Below are 21,101 nucleotides of genomic sequence, written 5' to 3' on the forward strand. Positions count from 1 at the left end.
TCCTGCCACCGGTCCCCATCCCACCGTGCCACCACATCCGTGCACGCCCTGCGCAGATCCACCAGCGACAGGCGCGCGGCCATCCTCACCAGCCTCGTAGCCAACTCATCACCGGCGCCCTCGCACCGCTCCAGGGTCTCCACGATCAGCCGAGCCTGCGCCGTCGACACCTCACCCGCGAGCACCGCAGCCGCCACCGGCGACCACCGCACCTCACCCCCAGCCCGGGTACTCGCGTTGACCAGCAGCGTGCCAGCCTCGATCGCATCCCGGGCCTGACCACCCGAACCACCCTGACCCTGCGCGACCATCTGATGAGCGTTCCGATGCCCCCGCCGACGCGCCATCCCACCACCCTTGGCCGCATCGGACCGACGCGCCACCTCGGCTGCGAGGACCGCGTGAGGGACCGCGGCCAGCCGCTGGTAGCGGGCGGCAGCGTCCAACGCCGCCGCCAGCTCCGCCTCGGACAAGGCCGCCAGGTCACGGTCCTCGAACGGCGCGAGCGCCTCACGCGCCGCGTCGATCGCCTCTACCGGGAAGGTCATGACACCAGTCAACACGAGGGGACTGACACCCACCCCCCGATATCCACCCTGCTAGATGTGGAAAACAACACCAGATTTCGACCTGGGGACATCACCCCTGGGGGCTGCCCAAGACGACACGCCTCACCGAGCACCGGACACACTGGGACGCCCTTGGCAGTGACTCGCTAATGTGCCCCCATGGCTGAGCGGACTGCGGTTGCACTGTATGCGCGTATCTCACGGGACCCCAACGGCGACATGCTGGGCGTGACGCGGCAGTTGGAGGACTGCCGCGCGGAAGCCGAGCGGCGCGGATGGACGGTCGCTGAGGAGTACGTGGACGACGACACGTCGGCGTACTCAGGCAAGACGCGTCCGGCGTACGAGCGGATGTTGCGGGACATCACCGATGGGCTGATCGACGGCGTGATCGTGTACCGGATGGACCGGCTGCACCGTCGTCCGCTCGAGCTCGAGCACTTCGCGGACACCTGCAAGGCCGCAGGGCTGACGGACGTGGTGTCGCTTCAAGGCGAGTTCGACATGGGCAAGTCCGATGGACTGTTCGTGGCGCGGCTGATGGCATCGGTCGCGGCGCACGAGTCGCATGTGAAGTCCGAGCGCATCAAGCGCAAGTTCCTGCAGAGCGCCGAGACGGGCGCACCCTACATGGGTGGCGGGCACCGCCCGTTCGGGTACCAGGACGACCGCGCGACGCCTCACGAGGTCGAGGCGACGGCGTTCCGTGAGGCCGCTGCGCGGGTTCTAGCCGGGGAGACGCTGTACTCCGTCGCAGGCTGGATGGAGGCCCAGGAGGTGACCGGCACGAAGGGATCGAAGATGACCCCGAGCGCCCTAAGGTCGCTGCTGCTGAGCCCCAGGAACTACGGCATGCGCGTTCACCAGGGGCAGATCATCGGCGAGGGCACGTGGACGGCCCTGATCAGCGCCGAGGACGGTGAGCGGCTGCGGCTGTTGCTGACGGACCCGAAGCGCCGCACCAACCGCGCCGCACGCCGCTACTTGCTGTCGGGCATGCTCATCTGTGGCAAGTGTGGGGCGACGATGAAGTCCCACCCCCGCAACGGCGTGCGCCGCTATGGGTGCGGCATCCAGTCCACCAAGAACGACCCGTGCAAGGGCACGTACATCGTCGCCGAGCCCGTCGAGGCGCTGATCGCCGAGGCGGTGCTCGTGCGGCTGGACTCGCCCGACCTGGTGGGAGCGCTGACTTCAACCGTGGATGAGGACAAGGTCCATGCGGTCGGTGACGAGATTGCCTCGGATCAGCGGCGCATGGATGACCTGGCATCGATGTTCGCCGACGGGGACATCTCCCGCGAGGAGTGGAAGGTCGCCCGTGACCGGATCGAGGCGCGCATGGAGGCCAACCGGAAGGCGCTGGCACGGATGACCCGTCGGGACGCGATCGAGGACTACATCGGCCAGGGCGCGAGCCTGCGCGATCAGTGGGAGTCGCTGAACCTGTCCAAGCAGGTGCCGATCATCAAGGCCGTGATCGAGTCGGTGACGATCATGCCGTCCCGAGCATCGGGGATGCAGCGCTTCGACCCGTCCCGCGTACTGCCCGTGTGGCGGCTGTAGGCGCCCCGTGCGCGCCTGACGGCTTGCCGCGCGGCGCGCCCATCAGCACGCCGACACGCGCCAGCACCCCCGGATCGGTGACGAGCACCGGCACTCCCTGAGCAGCGCACGACGCCTCCACCCACGCACGCAACTGGTCAAGGGTGAGTCCGTGCCGGCCCTTCATCGGTCACCCCACTGAGCCCACAGCGCCGGCGGCCCCTCCCAATCGTCCGAGTCGCCCGAGTGCCACACCCGCTGCGGCATCGACCCCAGCGCCTCGGATGCGGCATCAAGCAGTCCTTCCGACGAGGGCGCCCACAGGTGCACCTTCTCGGGCTGGAACCCCTGTGCCACGTCGTAGCGGTGCAGCCCGAGAGCGCGCGCCTCGGGATCGGCGAAGGTCTTCGCGACGTACTTGGACACGTATCCCGCAGCCTTGCGGGACTCCTCCACTGCGCCCGCACCGGCCCGCAGGTCACCGAGCAACTTGATGTGCACGAACCCGTGCCCCCACGCCTGCACGATCACGGACCGCTGGACGTACCTGCCGATAGCGAAGTGCACGTGGAGACCGTGACCGGACTTGTGCCACTCCGGCACCCACACGTACGGCAGCGGATCACCGCCAAGCGCGGAGCGGAGGTTGCGGAAGAAGTCCGCGACATCGGCGCGCAGCTGCGAAGGATCGTGACACCCGGCACCGGCGTAGGTGAGGGTGCCCATGCGGTTGAGACGGTTCGCGGTGCAGTAGCGCCGCAGTCTGGCGCGAGCCCGACGACCGGCCTCGCGTGCGGCTCGTTCAGGATCAGCCGCCATGCCCCGAGCGACATAGGAGCGGTCCGGGCGATCGATCGAGGCGCGGAAGTAGCCGCCGCCTTCCAGGGCTTGCGGGTAGAGGCTGAGGTGCCAGCCGGGTTGAGTAGTGGTGCCTTCCAAGACGCAGACCTTCGAGCAGTGCCGACAGAGGAACTGGCAACTGCCGGACCGATGGCGACCTACGAATGACGACGACCGGGAGCAGTTGCTCGACCGGTCATCAGAGGCGTTGGCTTTTTCATCGGGTCCCGTGCTGTGCTGCGGACCGCAGCACGGGAGGCTTCCCGAGATCCCTACCCATGGCCGGGTCGGCAGTCGCAGTCCGGGATCAGACCGCATATGTGTTTGTCTCGTCGCCGGTATCGACGTCCGCGCCACTAGTAGTAGCGCATTTGGTCACCTAGGCGCAATAGTCACCTGCGGGCTTCGCCCCGACACCTCCAGCGTCGCGCCTCCACGCGCCCCCTCAACCCGCGCTCACGCTCGGGTTGAGGAAGGTGCTCCCGCACCTGCGCGGGCCGAGCCCGCGTCCAGGTGCGGGTGGACCGGGCACGCTCCACCGCTTAGGCCTCCGGTATCGAAACGAAGCCCCAGCCTGGCGCGAGCGGTCCAGCGGCAAGCCCGCAGGTGGCCGGGTAAGCGACGGCGAGCGGGTGTCGCGCTAGAAGTCTGCGGCCCGCAGCTGGTTGAGCACGATCCACCCGATGACGACGACGCCGACCGTGATCATGTGCCACGCGACCAGAGTGCGCCACCCTTCCCACCCCGGAGGCGTCACCTTGGACGAGGGCGCGGTGGGCGCAGGTTGCTCAGGATTCCTAGTGTGTTCGGCCCAAGCGGCACCATCCCACCAACGCTCAACCGGCGCCCCACTGGGATCGTTGTACCAGCCCGAAGGCGGTGAATCTGGCATGCCGCAGACGCTAGCGGGAAAGCCCGTCAAAGCCAACGAGTTATGTTGCTATTTCAAGTGAAGTGCGCGCCTGCGGCGCTAGTCAATCGGAGGCAGCACACCGCGCTTGTCGAGGCGCAGTGCATTCGCGCGCGCCAAGACCCGCCCGACCGCCGTTACTTGCACGGCGTGGGGGATCTGCCCCCACCACTGCTCGATCTGCGCCAGATTCGGACGGAGACGCAGCCGCTCCAAGAACGGCTCGACCAGCGACTTGTCTACGTTTCCGAAGCCAAATCTCTTCGCTTGAGACGCCAGGCCGTCAGCAACGTCCGATGGGATCCCCATTGCATCGAGGGTCTGCGCTTGCGCAACCGCGAACCGGAGATAGTCGGGCTTCAGTTCGTGCTGAACCATTAGTCGCGGGTCGATGTACTCCTTCCCGCCATGGGTGAAAGGCCAGTCGAACCCTTCGGCCAGAACGCCTCGCGCCAAGTATCCCGGCATCCGATTGGGGTAGTACTCGCGGAAGGGCTTGAGGCTCGACACTTGGCTTAGTCGAATGGCGTCAAGTACGTCCAGGTGGTCAAGCCACTCAATGCCCTCTGGCAACGGACCATCTACTAGGTCGCCCATGAGTGCATCCATGGCATCGAGTCCCGCATCAAGCGTCTGAGCAAGCGGACTGTATTGCTGTAGTGCTTGGAAGACGGTCAGTCCTCGGAGCGCCTCGTCGTCAACACTGTCGACAATCTCGATCGCTTTCTCGATGCCCGTTCGGACCGTTCGAATGGTTCCGCGAGCCGCGCGGTCCACCAGCAATCCCGACAGAAGGTCGTAGTCCGAATCGTGTTCCGAGACTGCCGCGCCTTCCTGTGCCCGCTTGTAGGACCGGAGGAATCCGGGATCGGCGAAGACCTCCAAGCGGCCCTCCCGAATCAGGGAGGCGATAATGCGGTCGTCGAGCTTCGTGATCCGCTCTTGGATCACGCGCGTCGACTCGTCGGCGTACTCGGCAAGCACGCCTCTCGCCGCCTGTTCCGCGATCTCGCGCGCCCTGGGTTCCGTGACTCCAAGGATCACATCACCCGCCGCTTGCACTTGGGTGGAGTTGTCACCCGCTGATTGAGACTGCCGTGAGTTCACTTGTCAGACCGTGCGTCGCGTCCAGCCTGGACCTGGTGCGAGTTGTTGGCAGCCCGCTGGCGCTGAGTGATGCTTCTCTGCGCGATCTTCCACGTGACCGCGCTGCCCCCTGCCCCGCCGACTAGAAGTCCGATCACGAGTGTTCCGAGACCTTCAAATAGCCAATCCATCCGGTTCCCTCCAACGTCTTGTGCCACAAGATCGGGTGCGTTCTTGGGACAAATTGGCTCGTTCCCTACTGTGCTCCAATGGCTGCTGAGAGCCCTTGGATCGCGAGCACGAACATGAGCGCACCGAGGACGCCGATCGAACCGAAGCTGATACCGGCGATCGCCTGGACCTTGCCGGAACGCGGTTCCCAGGACTGGGAGATGACACGTAGCGCAGACACTCCGGTGAGGATCGCCGTGGCTCCGAATGCGATTCCGAGAACCACCGTCATGCACGTCACCGCAGCCAAGATCCCGAAGATGAGCGAGACGATCGCGCGCTTCACGAACGGGGGGCGCATCGCGTAGACGATCTGAATGTTCTGGTTCGCTCGCTGACGTGCGTTTGGTGCATCGAAAGCCATGATTACGTCCCCCATTGCAGTAAGTCTCGCGCACTCTATCGGCAGTACCGGCGACTCGGTCAAGAGGGGGTGCATTGGCAAGTTGCTCCCTTGGCCAGCCTCCTGCCGCAAGGTCGCCCACACGCGCAAGCACCGAACCCGATCTCAGCGGTTGACCACGTCGCCGTCGGAGGTCAGGTCGTCGTCCGGGCCCACCTCGAACGACTCGAGCCCGGGAACCGCCACCACCGCGTCGATGAGCCCGCGCGCCCCGGCCACCAACGTCGAGTCGAAGTCGACCTCGGTGGCGACGAGCCACGCGTGGTCCTGCGGCCATACGAGCTGAGGGGTGGGGTCACGGAAGCTCGCCCACCACCCGACACCGGCAGCGAACCCCCAATCCGGGTCCGCAAGCTCCGCGAGCGCACCGCCGAGCAGCACGTATTCGCGCCCGGGCAGCGCGAGCACGTCGCCCGCAGCGATGGCCTCCACGATGCCCGCATCGATCATCGGCAGCTGTGGGAGCGCGGTGGCCTCGAGCCCGGCGGCGGCCTCCGTCGCGACCATGACGTGCCGCCCACCGGGATGCAGCCCGCTGGATCCGGTCCAGAACCCGACCACCGCATCGTCCGGCGTGGACGTCGCCTCGAGCAGCGCGGGCACGAGGCGCGCGAACAGCTCCGGCTCGAACGCCCCCTGCTCGGGCTGGTCCACCTCCCACCCGTCACCCCATCGCACCACAGCTTCGCGCGCGAGCGCGTGCCACTGCATCAGGGGATGCGCCGTGCGTCCCAGCGCGGATGCCAGCTCCGCCCAGGTCCAGCGACGCTCGTCGACCACGCTCGGCACCATGCCGCTTCCCCGGTCGGACCAGTCGAGCCGCCTGCCCCGCAAGGGATGCATGACCCGGACGTAGGCCTCGAAGCCCTCACCTGCGACGTCGCGCACCCGTCCGCCGAACGTGGGGATCCGCCCCTGCAGCCACTCCCCTGCATCGGACCCGCGCAGCACCTTCATGCGCAGCACCCTAACGCGACAGGATTCCCCGGTAGATGGCCAGGTCCTCGTCGTCGTAGGCGCAGAAGGTGACCTCCTCGACGTACGGCGCGGACGCGAGCGCACGCGCCACCGACCGCACCGCGACCTCGGCCGCCTGCGCCTTCGGGTACCCGTAGATCCCTGTCGAGATGGACGGGAACGCGACGGTGCGGCACCGATGCTCCTGCGCCAGCACGATCGCCGCCTCGTAGGCCGAGGCGAGCGCGAGCGCCTCCCCGCGGTCTCCGCCGTGCCAGACCGGCCCGACGGCGTGGATCACATAGGTCGCCGGCAGCGCGTAGCCGCCGGTGAGCTTCGCGGATCCCGTCGCGCATCCGTGCAACGTCTCGCATTCGTCCTGCAGCCCCGGTCCCGCGGCGCGGTGGATCGCGCCGTCGACCCCGCCGCCTCCCAGCAGCGACTCGTTCGCCGCGTTGACGATGGCGTCGACCGCCATCGTCGTGATGTCCGCGCGCCGCACGGACATGACGGCGGTCATCGTCCGCCCCCGGATGCGCGCCTTCCCCCAAGCAGCATCGTCACGCTCCCCCGTTGTGCCCCCTGTGCCACACGATAAAGGGAGCGGCGCCATCGCGCCTGCGGAACATCCGCCCGGGCATCTCGGTTGGCCCTGAAGGAGCCCTCAGGGCACGCATCCCCCACCGAAGGAGCGACGATGGTCGACCAGCAGGCGGCTCACGGCCGCGCGGACGCCGATGCCCTGGTGTTCTTCGGAGCCTCGGGCGACCTCGCGCGGAAGATGATCTTCCCTGCGCTGTACGGCATGGTCGCGCACGAGGAGCTCACCGTGCCCGTGATCGGCGTCGCGTACTCGCAGTGGGCCCTCGAGGATCTGCGGACCCGTGCCCGCGAGTCGGTGGCGGCGGCGGTCCCCGACCATGACCCCGAGGTGCTCGACACCCTGCTGGGCCTCCTTCGCTACGTCGACGGCGACTACCGCGACGCCGCGACCTTCGAGTCGCTCAAGGCGGCCGTCGGCGACGCGCAGCGTCCCGTGCACTACCTGGCGATCCCGCCGACCATGTTCGGGACCGTCATCGAGGGCCTCGCCCACGTCGGCCTCCACAAGCACGCGCGCGTGGTGGTCGAGAAGCCCTTCGGCCGCGACCTCGCCTCCGCACGCGAGCTCGACGCCGTGATCCGCAGGGCCTTCCCGGAGGAGTCGGTGTTCCGCATCGATCACTTCCTGGGCAAGGACGAGATCATGAACCTGCTGTACTTCCGGTTCGCGAACTCCTTCCTCGAGCCCGTATGGAACCGCGACCACATCGCGAGCGTGCAGATCACCATCGCGGAGGACTTCGGAGTCCAGGGCCGCGGCGCCTTCTACGACACCGCGGGAGCGCTGCGCGACGTGCTGGAGAACCACATGCTGCAGATCGTGGCGCTGCTCGCGATGGAGCCTCCTGCGTACCAGGGATACGGCGCGGTGCATGAGGCGAAGGCCAACGTCTTCCGGGCGATCCGTGCGCTCACCAGGAACGACATCGTCCGCGGCCAGTTCGCCGGCTACCGCGACGAGCCGGGCGTCGCGCGCGGCTCCGACGTCGAGACCTACGCCGCGGTGCGGCTCTTCATCGACTCGTGGCGCTGGGCCGGGGTGCCCTGGTACCTCCGCACCGGGAAGCACCTGCCGGTGACGGCCCACGAGGTGGTGGTCGAGTTCAAGAAGCCGCCTCAGGCCCTCTTCGACGACGCGATGATGGCCCAGCGCCCCAACCATCTGCGCTTCCGCCTCCAGCCGGACGGCGAGATCGCGCTCGGCGCCCGCGTCAAGACGCCTGGCGAGGAGTTCGTGGGCGAGCAGCGCGAACTGGTGGTGAGCACGGGAGGCGCCGGCTCGCGCCACCCCTACGAGCGCCTGCTCGCGGACGCCCTTGATGGAGACCGCGCGCTGTTCACCGCCGAGGAGACGGTCGAGGCCGCGTGGCGCGTGGTCGACGGCGTCCTCGCAGACCACGCCCCCGCGATCCGCTACACCCCCGGCACGTGGGGCCCTACGGAGGCCGACACGCTGATCGGCGCGGACGGCCCGTGGCACGACCCCGTGCTCAAGACGACGACGGACGATGCGGCGCGCGCCTGAGCGCGCAGGACAGGAGGTCAGCATGCAGCTGGGAATGATCGGTCTGGGCCGGATGGGCGCGGGGCTCACCCGACGGCTCATGCGGGACGGCCACACCGTCGCCGTCCACGACGTGAGCGCCGAGGCGATCGACGCGCTCGCAGCCGAGGGCGCGGTGCCCGTGCATGATCTCGAGGGCTTCGTCGAAGCGCTCCAGGCTCCGCGCACCGTGTGGGTGATGGTGCCGGCGGGAGAGGTCACGCAGCGCGTGGTGACAGAGCTCGCGAAGGTGCTCGAGCCGGGCGACACCGTCATCGACGGCGGCAACAGCTACTACCGCGACGACATCGCCCACGCGGCGGCGCTCGCCGAGCACGGCATCGGCCTGGTCGACGTGGGCACCTCGGGCGGCGTGCACGGGCTCGAGCGCGGCTTCTGCCTCATGATCGGCGGGGACGATGCAACGGTCGAGCGCCTCGCTCCCCTGTGGCGGTCCATCGCGCCGGGCGTCGAGTCGGCCGAGCGGACTCCCGGCATCGCCACGGGCGGCGTGCCCGGGCTGCTCGAGCCGGGCGAGGAGGGCTGGCTCCACTGCGGCCCCACCGGTGCCGGGCACTTCGTCAAGATGGTCCACAACGGGATCGAGTACGGGCTCATGGCGGCGTACGCCGAAGGCCTCAACATCCTCAAGAACGCGAACATCGGGTCGCAGCCACGCGGGGCCGATGCTGAGACCGCCCCTCTGGCACAACCCGAGTACTACCCGTACGACATCGACACCGCCGCGGTGGCCGAGGTGTGGCGGCGTGGCTCGGTGATCGGCTCGTGGCTGCTCGACCTCACGGCGGCGGCGCTGCGGACCGACCCCGAGCTGTCCTCCTTCTCCGGCCACGTGTCGGACTCCGGCGAGGGCAGGTGGACGTCCATCGCGGCGATCGACGAGGGCGTCCCGACCCCGGTCCTCACCACGGCCCTGTACTCGCGCTTCGCGTCGCGCGACCTCGACGACTACGCCCAGCGGACGCTGTCGGCGATGCGCAAGGGCTTCGGCGGGCACGAGGAGAAGCCGACCGGCGAATAGCGGGAGGCCGCCAGGAGCCCCGCGCCTGCGCGGCGCACGGGACGATGCATCCCGCGCGCCGCGTCCTGGGTCAGGCGAGGCGCAGCCGCGCCTCGGCATCGGAGGCGTGCGCGAGGGCACGCGTCAGCACGCGCACCTCGGCGGCACGGACGCGGCGGCGCAGCGTCGCGAAGGCACGCGCGCGTCGGGGCCGCGCGGCGCGACCGCTCAGCGAGGCTGCCGCGAGCCGGTGGGACTGGACAAGGGTGACGAAGTCGTCGGTGAACATGGATGCTCCTTCGGTGAGCCGATGGTTCCGGTGCCGGCGCGACGGTGCCGCGCGGTGGGGCCACGGAGGAGCTGCGGACGCAGGGCGTAGCGGACGTGCCCTGCGGACCGGGCGGGACGCCTCGCGAGGCGGTGGGCCGACGCGGCCGATGGCGGCTCGCTCTGTCGGCACGGACGTTCTCCAGGTGGATCGCGTCCGCGGGTGAACGGCGGGGCGGTCCGCGTTGCCGTGGTCCGCCCTCATGCTCGTCTCGAGGAGGAGGCCCTTGCGGGCCTTCTCCCACGGTAGGAGAAGGGAGCGCTCGGGGGCAAGCCGGCAGGCCGCGGGGCGGCATGCGGCCCGCATCGCGGTCGTACGAGCGCCACGAGCACAGCGCCTGCGCCGCGTACGCGATCGCGAGCAGCAGCGGGATCGCGCCGGCGCCCAGGCACCATCCCCGATCGACAGGAAGGTCGAACGCGACGAGCGCGACCCCCGTGACGATGAGCGCGAGTGCCGTCCGGATCCACGAGAGGAAGGTGCGCTCGTTCGACAGCGCGGCCTGCGCGGTCCGCGCGTTCGTGGCGTCGGCCTTCTCGCGCAGCGCCGTGCTCACCGTCGCCGCCGCGACCCGGCGCCTACGAGCTCAGCTCGGCCACGCCGAGCAGGTCACGCGCCGCGGCGTCGTCGACGTACGGGAGCTGCGCGAGCACGGCGTCCGCGCCATCTCCGAGGAGCTCATGGAGCGGCCCGTCCAACGAGGCGTCCATGCACTCGCCGGGGAAGACGATCCCGCCGTCGCCGGCCTGCACCATGACCGTCGCGACGTAGTCGTCGCCTCCGTGCTCCTCGAGCCCGATCCAGACGGGCGCGCCGTTCGCGAGAGCCCAGTCGATGCCCGGCCAGTACGACGCGTGGACCTCGGCCACCCACGTGTCGCCGTCCGACGTCTCGAACGTCGCGGGAAAGGTCTGCCGGTCGCCGTCCGGATCGCGCACCGCATCCTCCACCGCGGAGAGCTCGAACCACTCCTGCACGGTGTCCACGAGGAACTCCGCGGGCGAGGCCCCCTCGCCGGGCGAGCCGTCGCACGCTCCGAACGCGCTCCGGAGATCCTCCGCGGTCGCATCGGCGCCCGGTTCCACGGCGCAGGCCGCCGCCATGGTCACCAGGCACGCAGCCGCCAACCCACGACCCCACCGTGACATGGTCCCCCCCAGCCTCGACTCGCGATGCTCCCCCTGCGCCTGAGCGTAGTTCCGCGACGAAGCCGCCGGTAGAGGCCGCCCCGATCAGAACAGCGTGGGCTGGGCGGGTGCAGCCACGGGCGCGCCGTCCCGGCCGTAGGCGCGCGTCCGACGCCACTCCCCCTGGTCGTCGCGCGCGTTCGCACGCGATGCGACGGTCCCGGTGTTCGGGTCCTCGGGGGTCCGAGCGAGCCCGTGTGCCGCGATGAGCGGCTTGATCCGCGCGGCGAGCCGTCGCCGGTAGTCCTGGGGCGCGTAGGAGCCGTCCGCGTAGAGCGCGCGGTAGCGCGGCAGCAGGTCGGGCCGATGCCCGTGGAGCCACTGCGCGTACCACTCCTTGACCCCGGGGCGCAGGTGCAGCGCGGTGTACGGCACCGACGAGGCCCCCGCCGCCTTGATGCGGCGGAGCGCGGCGTCGAGATGCTCCTCCGAGTCGGTGAGGAACGGGAGGATCGGCATCATGAACACCGCGACGTCGAAGCCCGCCTCCGCCGCGGCCGTCACGGTCGCGAGCCGCGCCTGCGTGGTGGGCGTGCCGGGCTCGATCATCTGCTGGAGCTCGTCATCCGCGATCGCGATCGACAGCGCCAGGTCCACGGGCGCGGACTCCCGCACCGCGGCGAGGAGCGGCAGGTCGCGTCGCAGCAGCGAGCCCTTGGTGAGGATCGACAGCGGCGTGCCGGAGTCCGCGAGCGCGCGGATGATGCCGGGCATGAGGCGGTAGCGGCCCTCGGCCCGCTGATACGGGTCCGTGTTGGTGCCGAGCGCGACGTGCTCGCGGTTCCACGAGGGCTTGGCGAGGTCCTTGCGCAGCGCCTCCGCGATGTTGATCTTGACGATGATCTGGCGGTCGAAGTCCGCACCCGCGTCGAGCTCCAGGTACCGATGGGACGGCCGCGCGAAGCAGTACACGCACGCATGGGTGCATCCGCGGTACGGGTTCACGGTCCACGTGAACGGCACGGCGCTGCCCGGACCCACGCGGTTGAGGGCGCTCTTCGCGAGCACCTCGTGGAACGTCACGCCGGCGAACTCGGGCGTGGTGACCGTCCGCACCAGGTTCGACATCCTCGCAAGCGCAGGAAGCGCATCGTCCGTCTCGGCGCGCAGCGCCTGTCCCTCCCACCGCATGCCGCCATTCGAACACGTGTTCGAATGGGCGTCAAGCCTACCCGCCGAGCCGCTTCCCGTACGCTCGACACCAGGGGCGACGCCCCACGGCCCACGCCCTGAGGAGGAGCCATGGCAGGGATGACGAAGGCGCAGCTCGAGGCACGCCTGCTCGAGCTCGAGGCGGAGAACACGCGCCTCCAGGAGGCGATCGAGGAGAACACGCGGCTCCGCGCGACGCTCGCACCCGTCGACGCCGCGCCCGCACCCGCACCCGCGGCCGCGCAGCCCCGCCCTGCGCGCGGACGCGCCTTCCTGGGCATCGTGCTCATCGTCCTCGGCGCGCTCGTCGCTCCGCTCGGGACCGTGGCGGCGTACGCGAGCCGCATGGCCACCGACACGGACGTGTTCGTGAACACCCTCGCGCCGCTGGCCGACGACCCCGACGTCCAGGCGTTCGTGGTCGACGAGACCACCGCGGCGATCGACCAGGCGCTCGACACCGACGCGCTGGTCGCCGACCTGCTCGCGAGCGTGATCGACGAGGACTCGACGCCTCGCCTCGCGAACGCCTCGGAGGTGCTCGGCCCGCTCCTCGCGGACCAGGCACGCGTCGCGATCCGCAGCGCGCTCACCCAGGTGGTGGGCGCCGACGCATTCGCGACGGTCTGGCGCGAGGCGCTCACCCTGGCGCACGGCCAGCTGGTGGGTGTGCTCAGCGCCGATGCGGACGGCGCCATCGCGGTCGACGAGGCGGGCGTGGTCCAGCTGCAGCTGCAGCCGATCATCGAGCAGCTCCGGCCGGCCCTGGTCGAGGCGGGCTTCACGCTCGCGGACTCGATCCCCGACGTCGACGTGAACGTCACGCTGGCGGAGGTGCCCAAGGTCGCGCAGGCGCGGCTCGGGTACTCGATCCTGCATACGGTCGGCACGGTGCTGCCATGGATCGCGCTCGCGCTCATCGCGGCGGGCATCCTGGTCCACCCCCGCCGGCCGCGCGCGAGCATCGTCGCGGGCGCGCTGCTGCTCATCGTGGGCGTGGTGCTCGCGCTCGTGGTCGCGACCGCGGGCGACATCGTCGCGGCCGGGCTCGCGACCGAGGTGCCGACCGCGGCCACCGCGGCGATCTACGGGGCCCTCACGGCGGAGCCCGGAGCTGTGCTCATCGCGTACATCGTCGCGGGGGCCGTCGCCATCGTCACGGGCCTGGCGCTGGGAGGCTCGCGCCCCGCGGCGACCGCCCGCGGCCTGGGCGGCACGTACGTGACGCGCGGTGCCACCGCGCTCGACGCCCACGGCTGGCGCCCGTCGGCGCTGGGCGGGCTGCTGCGGCGCCAGGGCTGGCTGCTGTGGCCGTGGCTCGCGATCGTGTTCCTGCTCCTCTTCGCGACCCTGCGTCCGTTCACCCCGACGGGAGTGGTGGTGGGCGTGGTGATCCTCGGCCTCGCGGGCGCGGCCTTCGCGGTCCTGCGGGCCGAGGGGGACGATGCGGCGGCGGACGATGCGGTGGTCGCCGCACCAGAGCCCGCACCCGCGCCCGAGGAGCCCTCCCCCACGATCTGAGCGGGCGCATCGTCCCAGGTCGCGCACGCTTATCGCGTGACCTTCACGTGACCCGTGACCTACGTCCCTTTTACCTTTCCTTTTGCATCGGCAGACTCGCCGGAAGGCGCGCATCCTGGACTCAGGCGTGCCCTCCCCCCACCGCGAGCCGAAGGAGCCGAGCGTGCTGCACACCCTCACCTACCTCGACCAGCTGACCCTTGCCGAGGACGTGCGCGAGGCCCTGTCCTCGGCGCCGTCCGTGACGGTCCCGAAGACGCGGCGCGAGCTCTACGCCCTGTCGCTGGGGCCCGAGGGCGGCCCCGTCTTCTCGGTCGACTACGACGTCGACGGCGAGGTGGTCACGGAGGCCACCGTGACCCGCTGCCGCAACGGCATCGCGGTCAACTACCCCGAGGACTACATGCGCCGCCGCGACCCGCAGTGCATGGTCATCGCGGACGACCGCCCCACCGACAAGACGCGCTACAAGGACCGGTTCGGGCACGGCTTCGACGGCGCGCGGGCGGACACCATGGCATGGCTCGCCCGCCAGGACCTCGTGGTGGTGCCGTTCAAGGCGGGTGGCCTCACGCACGGCTCCCCGTCGATCGCGATCATGCCCGCCAACGCCGCGTTCTTCGCGACCGCGCTGGTCGACCTGCAGGGCTGGGTCACCTTCGACGAGCTCGGCGCCTTCACGCCGCGCTCGATCCTGTACGTCGCGCCGCCGTTCCGCCACACCCACTTCGACGGCAAGCAGGTGGTGGTCCACGACCGCACCGAGACGCTCCACGAGATCTTCGCCTACAACCTCTACCCGGGCCCGAGCGCCAAGAAGGGCGTGTTCTCGGTGCTGCTCGACATCGGCGAGCAGGAGGGCTGGATCACCGCGCACGCCTCCTCGGTACGCGTCACCACGCCGTACGACAACGAGACCGTGATCATGCACGAGGGCGCCTCGGGCGGCGGCAAGTCCGAGATGTGCCAGGAGCTCCGCCGCGAGGACGACGGCCGCATCCTGCTGGGCGAGAACGTGGTCACCGGCGAGGAGTACCTCATCACGCTGTCCGAGACCTCGGACCTCGCCGCCGTCACCGACGACATGACGCTGTGCCACCCGGCTGTCCAGGACGGCAGCGGCAAGATGGTGGTCGCCGACGCTGAGGACGGGTGGTTCGTCCGCGTCGACAACCTCAAGTCCTACGGCGCCGACGTGCACTTCGAGCGCGCGGTCATCCACCCGGACGAGCCGCTGGTCTTCTTCAGCATCGACGGCGTCCCCGACGCGACCGCGCTGCCGTGGGAGCACACCATGGATTCGACCGGCAAGCCGTGCCCGAACCCGCGCGTGGTGATCCCCCGCAGCATGATCCGCGGCATCGTCAACGACCCCGAGCCTGTCGACGTGCGCACGTTCGGCGTGCGCATGCCGGCCTGCACCGCGGAGAAGCCCTCCTACGGGATCATGGGCCTCACGCACTTCGTGCCTCCGTCCCTCGCATGGCTGTGGCGTCTCATCGCGCCGCGCGGCGACAAGAACCCGTCGATCGGCGAGGCCGCCGACGCGGTCCGCAAGCTCGAGCACGGCGGCATGGTGTCGGAGGGCGTCGGCTCGTACTGGCCCTTCTCCACCGGCACCCAGGTCGAGGCCGCGAACCTGCTGCTGCGGCAGATCACCGAGTACAACCGCACGCGCTACGTGCTCACGCCCAACCAGCACGTCGGCGCGTACAAGGTGGGCTTCTCGGGCGAGTGGCTGACGCGCGAGTGGCTCGCACGCAAGGGTGGCGGGCGCATGCGCGCCGACCAGCTCGAGCCGGCGCGCTGCGCGCTGTTCGGCTACGCCCCGAAGGAGATCACGCTCGACGGTCAGCCGATCCGCCGCACGCTCCTGCGCCCCGAGACCCAGTCGCAGGTGGGCACCGCCGCCTACGACGCCGGCTGCGCGATCCTCACGGGCTTCTTCAAGGCGGAGCTCGAGAAGTTCCTCACCGACGACCTCGACCCCCTGGGCCGGCAGATCATCGAGACCTGCATGGCGGACGGCACGGTGGCGGACTACGAGGCCCTCACGCCGATGTACCTCTGAGCGGTTGACGGGAGGGCGCCCGGGGCGCACGGTGGCGGCATGACCGCCGACCGCGCCTCGGGCGCCCTCCAGCTCCGCCTGGTCCTCCACGCGGAGGACCTCGACGCGGCGCTCGCGCTCTACCGCGACGCCCTCGGCATGCCCGTCGAGCTCGACCTCGCCACCTCCACCGAGGACGGCGACGCGCGGGTGGTGGTGCTCGACGCAGGCCGCGCCACGCTCGAGCTGGTCAACGGCGCGCAGCGCTCGCTCATCGACTCGATCGAGGTGGGGCGCCCGGTCGCACGCGAGGTCAGGCTCGCGCTCGAGGTGGACGATGCTGCGGGCGCGACCTCGGCGGCACGTGCGGCAGGCGCGGAGCAGGTCGCCCCGCCCACGCGCACACCCTGGGGCTCGCTCAACGCGCGCCTCGAGACGCCCACCGGGGTCCAGCTCACGCTGTTCGAGCAGCTCGAGCCCGAGTAGCCGTACGTCCCACCCACGGCGCCCGCCGCGGCCCTAGGTTGGAGGGCGTGACGCACGAGAACCAGATGAAGGCCGCGATGGCCGAGGTGCCCGTCGAGGACCCGAGCCGCACGGAGTACCAGAAGCTGAGCAACGACGAGTGGTTCAAGTACCGCTCCGGCCCCGAGCTCGCCGACATGCAGCGCGCGACGCTCGCACGGCTGCGCGAGCTCAACGCGGCCTACTACGACGATCCGGAGGGTTCGACCGCAGGCCTCGCGGACCTTGTCGGGGGATGCGGTCCGGGTCTCGACTACCGCCCGCCCCTGTACCTCGAGTACAAGGAGCGCGTCCGGTTCGGCGCGAACGTCTTCATCAACTCGAACCTCATGATCCTGGGCTCGGGCGTGGTGACCATCGGCGACAACGCGCTCATCGGGCCCGACGCGCGCTTCTACACGGTCAACCACGCCTTCGACGTCGAGATCCGTCGCGAAGGCTGGGAGCGGGCCTTCCCCATCACCCTCGAGCCCGACGTCTGGCTGGGCGGCTCCGTGGTGATCTGCCCGGGCGTGACGATCGGCCGCGGCTCCGTGGTCGCCGCGGGCGCGGTGGTCACCAAGGATGTCCCGCCCATGTCCGTGGTCGCCGGCAACCCCGCGCGCGTGATCCGGACGCTGTGACCGAGCTGCTCCCCACCCAGCGCGCGCTCGACCGCGCCGAGCTCGAGGCCGTCCTGGCGCCGCTCGGCACGGTCGTCGACCACTGGCTCCTCTCGGGCGGCACCTTCTCCGCGGTCCAGGGCGTCGAGCTCGGAGGCGGCGGGACCGTGGTGGTGAAGACGTCGGTACCGGACGCGCGCCGCCTGCTCGCGTACGAGCACGACATGCTGCGCTGCGAGCGAGACAACCTCGCGCTGGTCGCGGAGCTCGACATCCCCGCGCCGCGCGTGCTCCTCGACGACTTCACGCGCACGCACACGGACGTCGACGTGCTGGTCATGACGATGATGCCGGGCATGGCGTGGGACGATGCGGCCCCGGTCATGACGCCCGAGGCGAACGAGGCCGCATCGGCGCAGGTCGGCGCGATCCTCGCGGAGCTCGGGCGGGTACGAGGGCCGCGCTTCGGCATGCCGGCGGAGCGGTTCCGCCTGGGCGGCGACACCTGGCCGAGCTTCATGAGGCGCCTGATCGACGCCACGGTGGACGATGCCGAGGCCTGGGGCGTGGACGTCGAGGCCGGGCGCCTGCGCGCGGGCCTGGAGGCCGCTGGCGGCTCGCTCGCGGAGGTGACGGTGCCCTCGCTGGTCCACGCGGACCTGTGGCACGGCAACGTCCTCGTCGATCCGAGCACCGGGCAGGTCACGGGCGTGGTCGACTTCGAGCGCTCGCTGTTCGGGGACCCGCTGTGGGGCCTTGCCGGCGGCGAGACGCACGCCTCGGGGCCGTTCGAGCCGGCCAAGGTGCGCGGCTACGAGGACGCCACGGGCGCGCCGCTGCGCATGGACCGTGCCGCGGAGCTCCGCGTCGCGCTGTACCGCCTGTGGTCGATGGCGGTGCAGCTCACCGAGATCGAGCCTCGCGGCTTCGCCGGCGACTGGGTCGAGGGGCATCGCGGCTCGATCCGCGCGAACCGGGAGAGGCTCTGCGCGATCCTCGGCGTCTGAGCTGCGCCGACGGTCGGCGAGCGCCGGCCTTCCGGAGTCGTGGGTGAGCGCATGGCCCCGGCCATGGAGCTCGACGAGGTCGGTGCGGCACGGGTTGCGGCTCTGGATGCGGAACTGGACGGCGACATCGCGGGCGCGGCGGCGGCCCGTGCGCGCTCGGCGGGGTAGTCGCGATGGATGTCATCGCGTCTCGACGCTCTCCGGAGCGATGCGGATGCCGCGCGGTGCGCGCGCCCGTCACTCTCCCGCGTTCTCCTGGAGCCACGCGATCACCGCATCCGCGACCTCGCGCCAACCCGAGTCGATCGCGATCGAATGGCCGCGGCCAGGGAACTCGCGGAACTCGGTCGGACCGGGGTTCCGGCTCTGCAGCTTGAGGGTCGCCCGGTTGATCGCGGGCGCGACCAGGTGGTCGACCTCGCCTCCGATGATGAGCAGCGGGCCGCGGGCGGGGTTGTCGAGGTCCACGGCCGCCTCGGAGCGCGGCTGGAAGCGGGCCGCCGCGGCCTGGAACAGCGGACGCGCGGGAGCCGCGACATGCATCGTCTCCCACAGGCGGCGTGCCTCCTCCTTGCCCAGCCCGTTGGCCCACGCGTACTCGAACTGAGGGAGCGTGAGCCGGATGGCGCGCGAGCGGTTGGCGGGGTTGCCCAGCACGGGCGACGAGGCGCGCAGCACCGGCAGCGGCAACGGCAGCACGCCCTTGATGGGCGCGGGCTCGATCGCGACGGTCGCGCGTGCGAGGCCCAGCCCGGCCACCTTCTGCGCGAGCAGCCCTCCGAACGAGTGGCCGACCACGAACGGCGGGAGGTCGAGCGCGGCGATCACCGCCGCGACATGGTCGGCGGCCTCCTGGATCCCCACGCCGGCCACGGCGTCCGGGTCCGCGAGCGCGGACTCGAACGTCTCGGGCTCGCGCGGCCATGCGACGGCGACGGACGTCATCCCGTGCTCGAGGAGCAGCTCCTGCCAGGGGCTCCAACCGTCCGCGACGGCCCACAGCCCGTGGATGAGGACCACCCCGGGCCGCCCGGAGGCGTTGACCGCATCGATCTGCTGCTGCTCGCGCGCCGTGATGGGCGCGGGGGGATCGGCGACGGTCATGGAACCCTCCGGGGACTCGCCAACGGGGGCGCTCACCCCCGACGCGACGCTAACCCCCGCACCCACCCGAGCGGTAGGCCCTGGGCGCTTTCGGCGGATTCGTGCGCGTGAGCGTCACACGCCGGCGAGCGCGAGCCGCTCCTCGCCGTCGCGCAGGATCGCCGCCGTCACGGCGCCCGGACCGCCATGGAGGTGCTCGAAGACGGCGTTGTAGCACGCAAGCCAGACCGACGTCGCCCACGCGACCTCGACCTCGTCGGGCGTGAGCGTCCTCCCCGTCGCCTCCTCGTAGGCGGCGAGGACGCGTGCTCCCGTCGCGATGTCGGCCGCCGCACCCGCGTCGGGGGTCGCGGGATGATCGAGCGCGAGCGTGCCGACCAGGACCGCCTCGGGACGCAGCACGATCGAGTCCCAGTCGTGCACGATCGCCCGGTCCCCCCGCCACCGCACGTTGAGCCCGTTGAGGTCCGCGTGCCCGAGCACCGCCGGGAGTTCGCTCGCCTCGAGCCGGCTCCGCGCGGCCCTCGCGAGCGCCGCGAGCGCGGGCGGGAGATCGGGCTCGATCCGGTGCGGGTCCCAGCGAGCGGACGATGCGGGCGGCCACACCCGTGCGGCGGCGCGATGGTCGTAGTGGAGCCACGGCGTCGGCGCGAGCCCTCGCGCCTCGACCTCCGCGAGCGCCGCGACGATGCGTGCGAGAAGGCTCGCGTACAGGGCGGGGGCGTCGCCGTCCGGGGTGAAGACCCCCTCGGGACGCCACTCCTCGGCCGTGAGCCACGCATCGTCCCCGAGCGGGTCGGGTCCCGCCACCAGGTCGGGGGCGTCGATCCCGGCGTCGAGCGCCGCGCGGTGGGCGCGTGCGACGATCGCGAGCCGATCTCCCCCGCCCCGCCGCTTGACGGCGAACCGCCGCCCATCCTCGAGGCGGACGCCCCACACGTCCGACATCGAGGAGGCCTCGAAGAACACCTCCGCGGGCGTGGATCCCAGGCGTGACACGACCCAGCGGGTCACAGGCTCGTCGAGCGTCATGGCATGACGCTAGCGCCCGCTCAGCGCGGGTAGGCGGCGATCACGCCGGCGTACGGCCCCAGGAAGGACGTGGGCTCGGAGCCGCCGGAGATCCATAGCTGGGAGATCTGGCCGTCGAGGTACAGCGCATCCTCCACGCCCAGCTCGTCGCGGAACATCGTCGCGAAGTCCCACAGGTTGACGTAGGTGCGCGTGATGACCAGGTAGACGGTGCCGCCGTCGGGGCTGACCCCGACGCCGGTGCGCAGCGCGGTGTTGGCGCTGCCCTCGGTGAACTGCGGGTGGATCTCGCCGTCGAGCAGCAGCGCGGGCCCGGACTGGGTCGCCTGCGCGACGCCCGCGGGGTCGTACAGCGTCGAGTCGACCACCGCGGCGGTGCCGTCCTCGCGGATCTCGAACACCGCGTTGGGCTTGAGGTGGAAGTTGCCGTAGCCGTCCGCGAGGTTGAGGGCACGCAGCTCCTCGCCATCGGCCACCAGGAGCCCTCCGGGCGTGAGGTCGTCGGAGAAGATCCCGGCGTTGGTGAGCACCGCGATGCCGGGATGCGCGTCGATGTACTCCTCGAGGTCGGTGCCGTCGGGGTCCTGCGGCCAGTCGACGTGCACGTCCCACGCGTCGAGGTCGAGCGTCACCACGCCGTAGGACCCGTGCTCGGCGAGGTCGATGACCTCGACGGGCACGTCCACGGCTTGGGCATCCGGCGTGGAGGTTCCGGTGGACACAGCCTCGGACGCGGTCGCGGTGGGTGCAGGCAGCCCGGAGGAGCTCGGTTCGCCGATGTCGACGCTGGTCTCGGAGCCGTCCGAGCCTCCCAGCCACGAGCAGCCGGCGAGCGGGAGCGCCACGAGGGCGACGAGGAGGGGGCGCACGCCCCGAGGCTACGCG

General features: G+C 70.8%; 21 protein-coding genes and 1 pseudogene. 8 read left to right on the forward strand and 14 right to left on the reverse strand.

The window, feature by feature from the left end:
- The coding region (locus AOM00_RS15640; RefSeq protein WP_169746855.1) for a hypothetical protein at positions 1-548 on the reverse strand (548 nt) is incomplete at its 3' end.
- A gap of 180 nt (positions 549-728) precedes the next feature.
- Between AOM00_RS15640 and AOM00_RS12405 the strand changes: the two genes are divergently transcribed.
- Entirely contained in the window at positions 729-2,135 is a 1,407-nt protein-coding gene (locus tag AOM00_RS12405) for a recombinase family protein (protein WP_082097030.1), read from the forward strand.
- A gap of 162 nt (positions 2,136-2,297) precedes the next feature.
- Here the strand turns inward: AOM00_RS12405 and AOM00_RS12410 are convergent, their stop codons facing one another.
- The 6 genes from AOM00_RS12410 to AOM00_RS12430 form a co-directional block, all read right to left on the reverse strand.
- Positions 2,298-2,840, reverse strand: a complete 543-nt coding sequence (locus AOM00_RS12410) for a rolling circle replication-associated protein (protein WP_062518088.1) — start codon at positions 2,838-2,840, stop codon at positions 2,298-2,300.
- A 754-nt stretch (positions 2,841-3,594) separates the two neighbouring features.
- Positions 3,595-3,846, reverse strand: a complete 252-nt coding sequence (locus AOM00_RS15255; RefSeq protein WP_082097035.1) for a DUF2510 domain-containing protein — start codon at positions 3,844-3,846, stop codon at positions 3,595-3,597.
- Positions 3,847-3,924: 78 nt separating this feature from the next.
- The gene (locus tag AOM00_RS12415) at positions 3,925-4,971 is read right to left on the reverse strand and encodes an LPO_1073/Vpar_1526 family protein (RefSeq protein WP_369345433.1); all 1,047 of its coding nucleotides are present in this window, start codon (positions 4,969-4,971) and stop codon (positions 3,925-3,927) included.
- A 235-nt stretch (positions 4,972-5,206) separates the two neighbouring features.
- Positions 5,207-5,545 carry a hypothetical protein gene (locus AOM00_RS12420; RefSeq protein ID WP_156159165.1) on the reverse strand — a complete coding sequence of 113 codons (339 nt, stop codon included), beginning with the start codon at positions 5,543-5,545 and terminating at the stop codon, positions 5,207-5,209.
- A 144-nt stretch (positions 5,546-5,689) separates the two neighbouring features.
- Complete coding sequence (locus tag AOM00_RS12425) at positions 5,690-6,541, reverse strand: hypothetical protein (RefSeq protein WP_156159166.1); 852 nt, start codon at positions 6,539-6,541, stop codon at positions 5,690-5,692.
- A 10-nt stretch (positions 6,542-6,551) separates the two neighbouring features.
- Positions 6,552-7,061 (reverse strand): O-acetyl-ADP-ribose deacetylase, encoded by a 510-nt coding sequence (locus tag AOM00_RS12430; protein ID WP_062518092.1) that lies wholly within the window; start codon positions 7,059-7,061, stop codon positions 6,552-6,554.
- A 177-nt stretch (positions 7,062-7,238) separates the two neighbouring features.
- On the opposite strand from AOM00_RS12430, the gene zwf reads away from it, so the two are divergent.
- On the forward strand, positions 7,239-8,669 hold the full coding sequence (gene zwf, locus AOM00_RS12435; RefSeq protein ID WP_062518093.1) for a glucose-6-phosphate dehydrogenase: 1,431 nt from the start codon (positions 7,239-7,241) through the stop codon (positions 8,667-8,669).
- 22 nt (positions 8,670-8,691) lie between these two features.
- Positions 8,692-9,729 (forward strand): phosphogluconate dehydrogenase (NAD(+)-dependent, decarboxylating), encoded by a 1,038-nt coding sequence (gene gnd / locus AOM00_RS12440; RefSeq protein ID WP_062518120.1) that lies wholly within the window; start codon positions 8,692-8,694, stop codon positions 9,727-9,729.
- Positions 9,730-9,799: 70 nt separating this feature from the next.
- Here gnd and AOM00_RS15835 read toward each other — a convergent pair whose 3' ends face one another.
- From AOM00_RS15835 to AOM00_RS12455, 4 genes and pseudogenes are all read right to left on the reverse strand, one after another.
- Positions 9,800-9,997, reverse strand: coding sequence for a hypothetical protein (locus tag AOM00_RS15835; RefSeq protein WP_062518094.1), 198 nt, complete (start codon positions 9,995-9,997; stop codon positions 9,800-9,802).
- 364 nt (positions 9,998-10,361) lie between these two features.
- Positions 10,362-10,592, reverse strand: a pseudogene (locus tag AOM00_RS15840) (DUF202 domain-containing protein); the annotation flags it as partial.
- Between the two features lie 22 nt (positions 10,593-10,614).
- Positions 10,615-11,163 carry a hypothetical protein gene (locus AOM00_RS12450; protein ID WP_228373498.1) on the reverse strand — a complete coding sequence of 183 codons (549 nt, stop codon included), beginning with the start codon at positions 11,161-11,163 and terminating at the stop codon, positions 10,615-10,617.
- A gap of 105 nt (positions 11,164-11,268) precedes the next feature.
- Positions 11,269-12,354, reverse strand: coding sequence for an Rv2578c family radical SAM protein (locus tag AOM00_RS12455; RefSeq protein WP_082097039.1), 1,086 nt, complete (start codon positions 12,352-12,354; stop codon positions 11,269-11,271).
- Between the two features lie 111 nt (positions 12,355-12,465).
- Between AOM00_RS12455 and AOM00_RS12460 the strand changes: the two genes are divergently transcribed.
- From AOM00_RS12460 to AOM00_RS12480, 5 genes are all read left to right on the forward strand, one after another.
- Positions 12,466-13,896 carry a hypothetical protein gene (locus AOM00_RS12460; protein ID WP_062518096.1) on the forward strand — a complete coding sequence of 477 codons (1,431 nt, stop codon included), beginning with the start codon at positions 12,466-12,468 and terminating at the stop codon, positions 13,894-13,896.
- A 163-nt stretch (positions 13,897-14,059) separates the two neighbouring features.
- Positions 14,060-15,967 (forward strand): DUF4914 family protein, encoded by a 1,908-nt coding sequence (locus AOM00_RS12465; RefSeq protein ID WP_228373499.1) that lies wholly within the window; start codon positions 14,060-14,062, stop codon positions 15,965-15,967.
- Between the two features lie 39 nt (positions 15,968-16,006).
- Entirely contained in the window at positions 16,007-16,432 is a 426-nt protein-coding gene (locus AOM00_RS12470; protein WP_062518097.1) for a VOC family protein, read from the forward strand.
- A 47-nt stretch (positions 16,433-16,479) separates the two neighbouring features.
- Positions 16,480-17,094 carry a sugar O-acetyltransferase gene (locus AOM00_RS12475; RefSeq protein ID WP_228373500.1) on the forward strand — a complete coding sequence of 205 codons (615 nt, stop codon included), beginning with the start codon at positions 16,480-16,482 and terminating at the stop codon, positions 17,092-17,094.
- A complete protein-coding gene (locus tag AOM00_RS12480; RefSeq protein ID WP_062518098.1) occupies positions 17,091-18,080 on the forward strand; it encodes a phosphotransferase family protein in 990 nt (329 codons plus the stop codon). The genes AOM00_RS12475 and AOM00_RS12480 overlap by 4 nt, the downstream gene beginning before the upstream one ends.
- A 237-nt stretch (positions 18,081-18,317) precedes the next feature.
- Here AOM00_RS12480 and AOM00_RS12485 read toward each other — a convergent pair whose 3' ends face one another.
- The 3 genes from AOM00_RS12485 to AOM00_RS12495 form a co-directional block, all read right to left on the reverse strand.
- Positions 18,318-19,220, reverse strand: coding sequence for an alpha/beta hydrolase (locus AOM00_RS12485; protein WP_228373501.1), 903 nt, complete (start codon positions 19,218-19,220; stop codon positions 18,318-18,320).
- Positions 19,221-19,298: 78 nt separating this feature from the next.
- Positions 19,299-20,216: a phosphotransferase gene (locus AOM00_RS12490; RefSeq protein WP_062518100.1), complete on the reverse strand. Its 918-nt coding sequence runs from the start codon at positions 20,214-20,216 to the stop codon at positions 19,299-19,301.
- Between the two features lie 20 nt (positions 20,217-20,236).
- Positions 20,237-21,085 carry a phosphodiester glycosidase family protein gene (locus tag AOM00_RS12495; protein ID WP_062518101.1) on the reverse strand — a complete coding sequence of 283 codons (849 nt, stop codon included), beginning with the start codon at positions 21,083-21,085 and terminating at the stop codon, positions 20,237-20,239.
- Between the last annotated feature and the right edge of the window lie 16 nt (positions 21,086-21,101).

Origin of the sequence: Demequina gelatinilytica (assembly GCF_000971115.1) — a bacterium.
Classification (GTDB): domain Bacteria; phylum Actinomycetota; class Actinomycetes; order Actinomycetales; family Demequinaceae; genus Demequina; species Demequina gelatinilytica.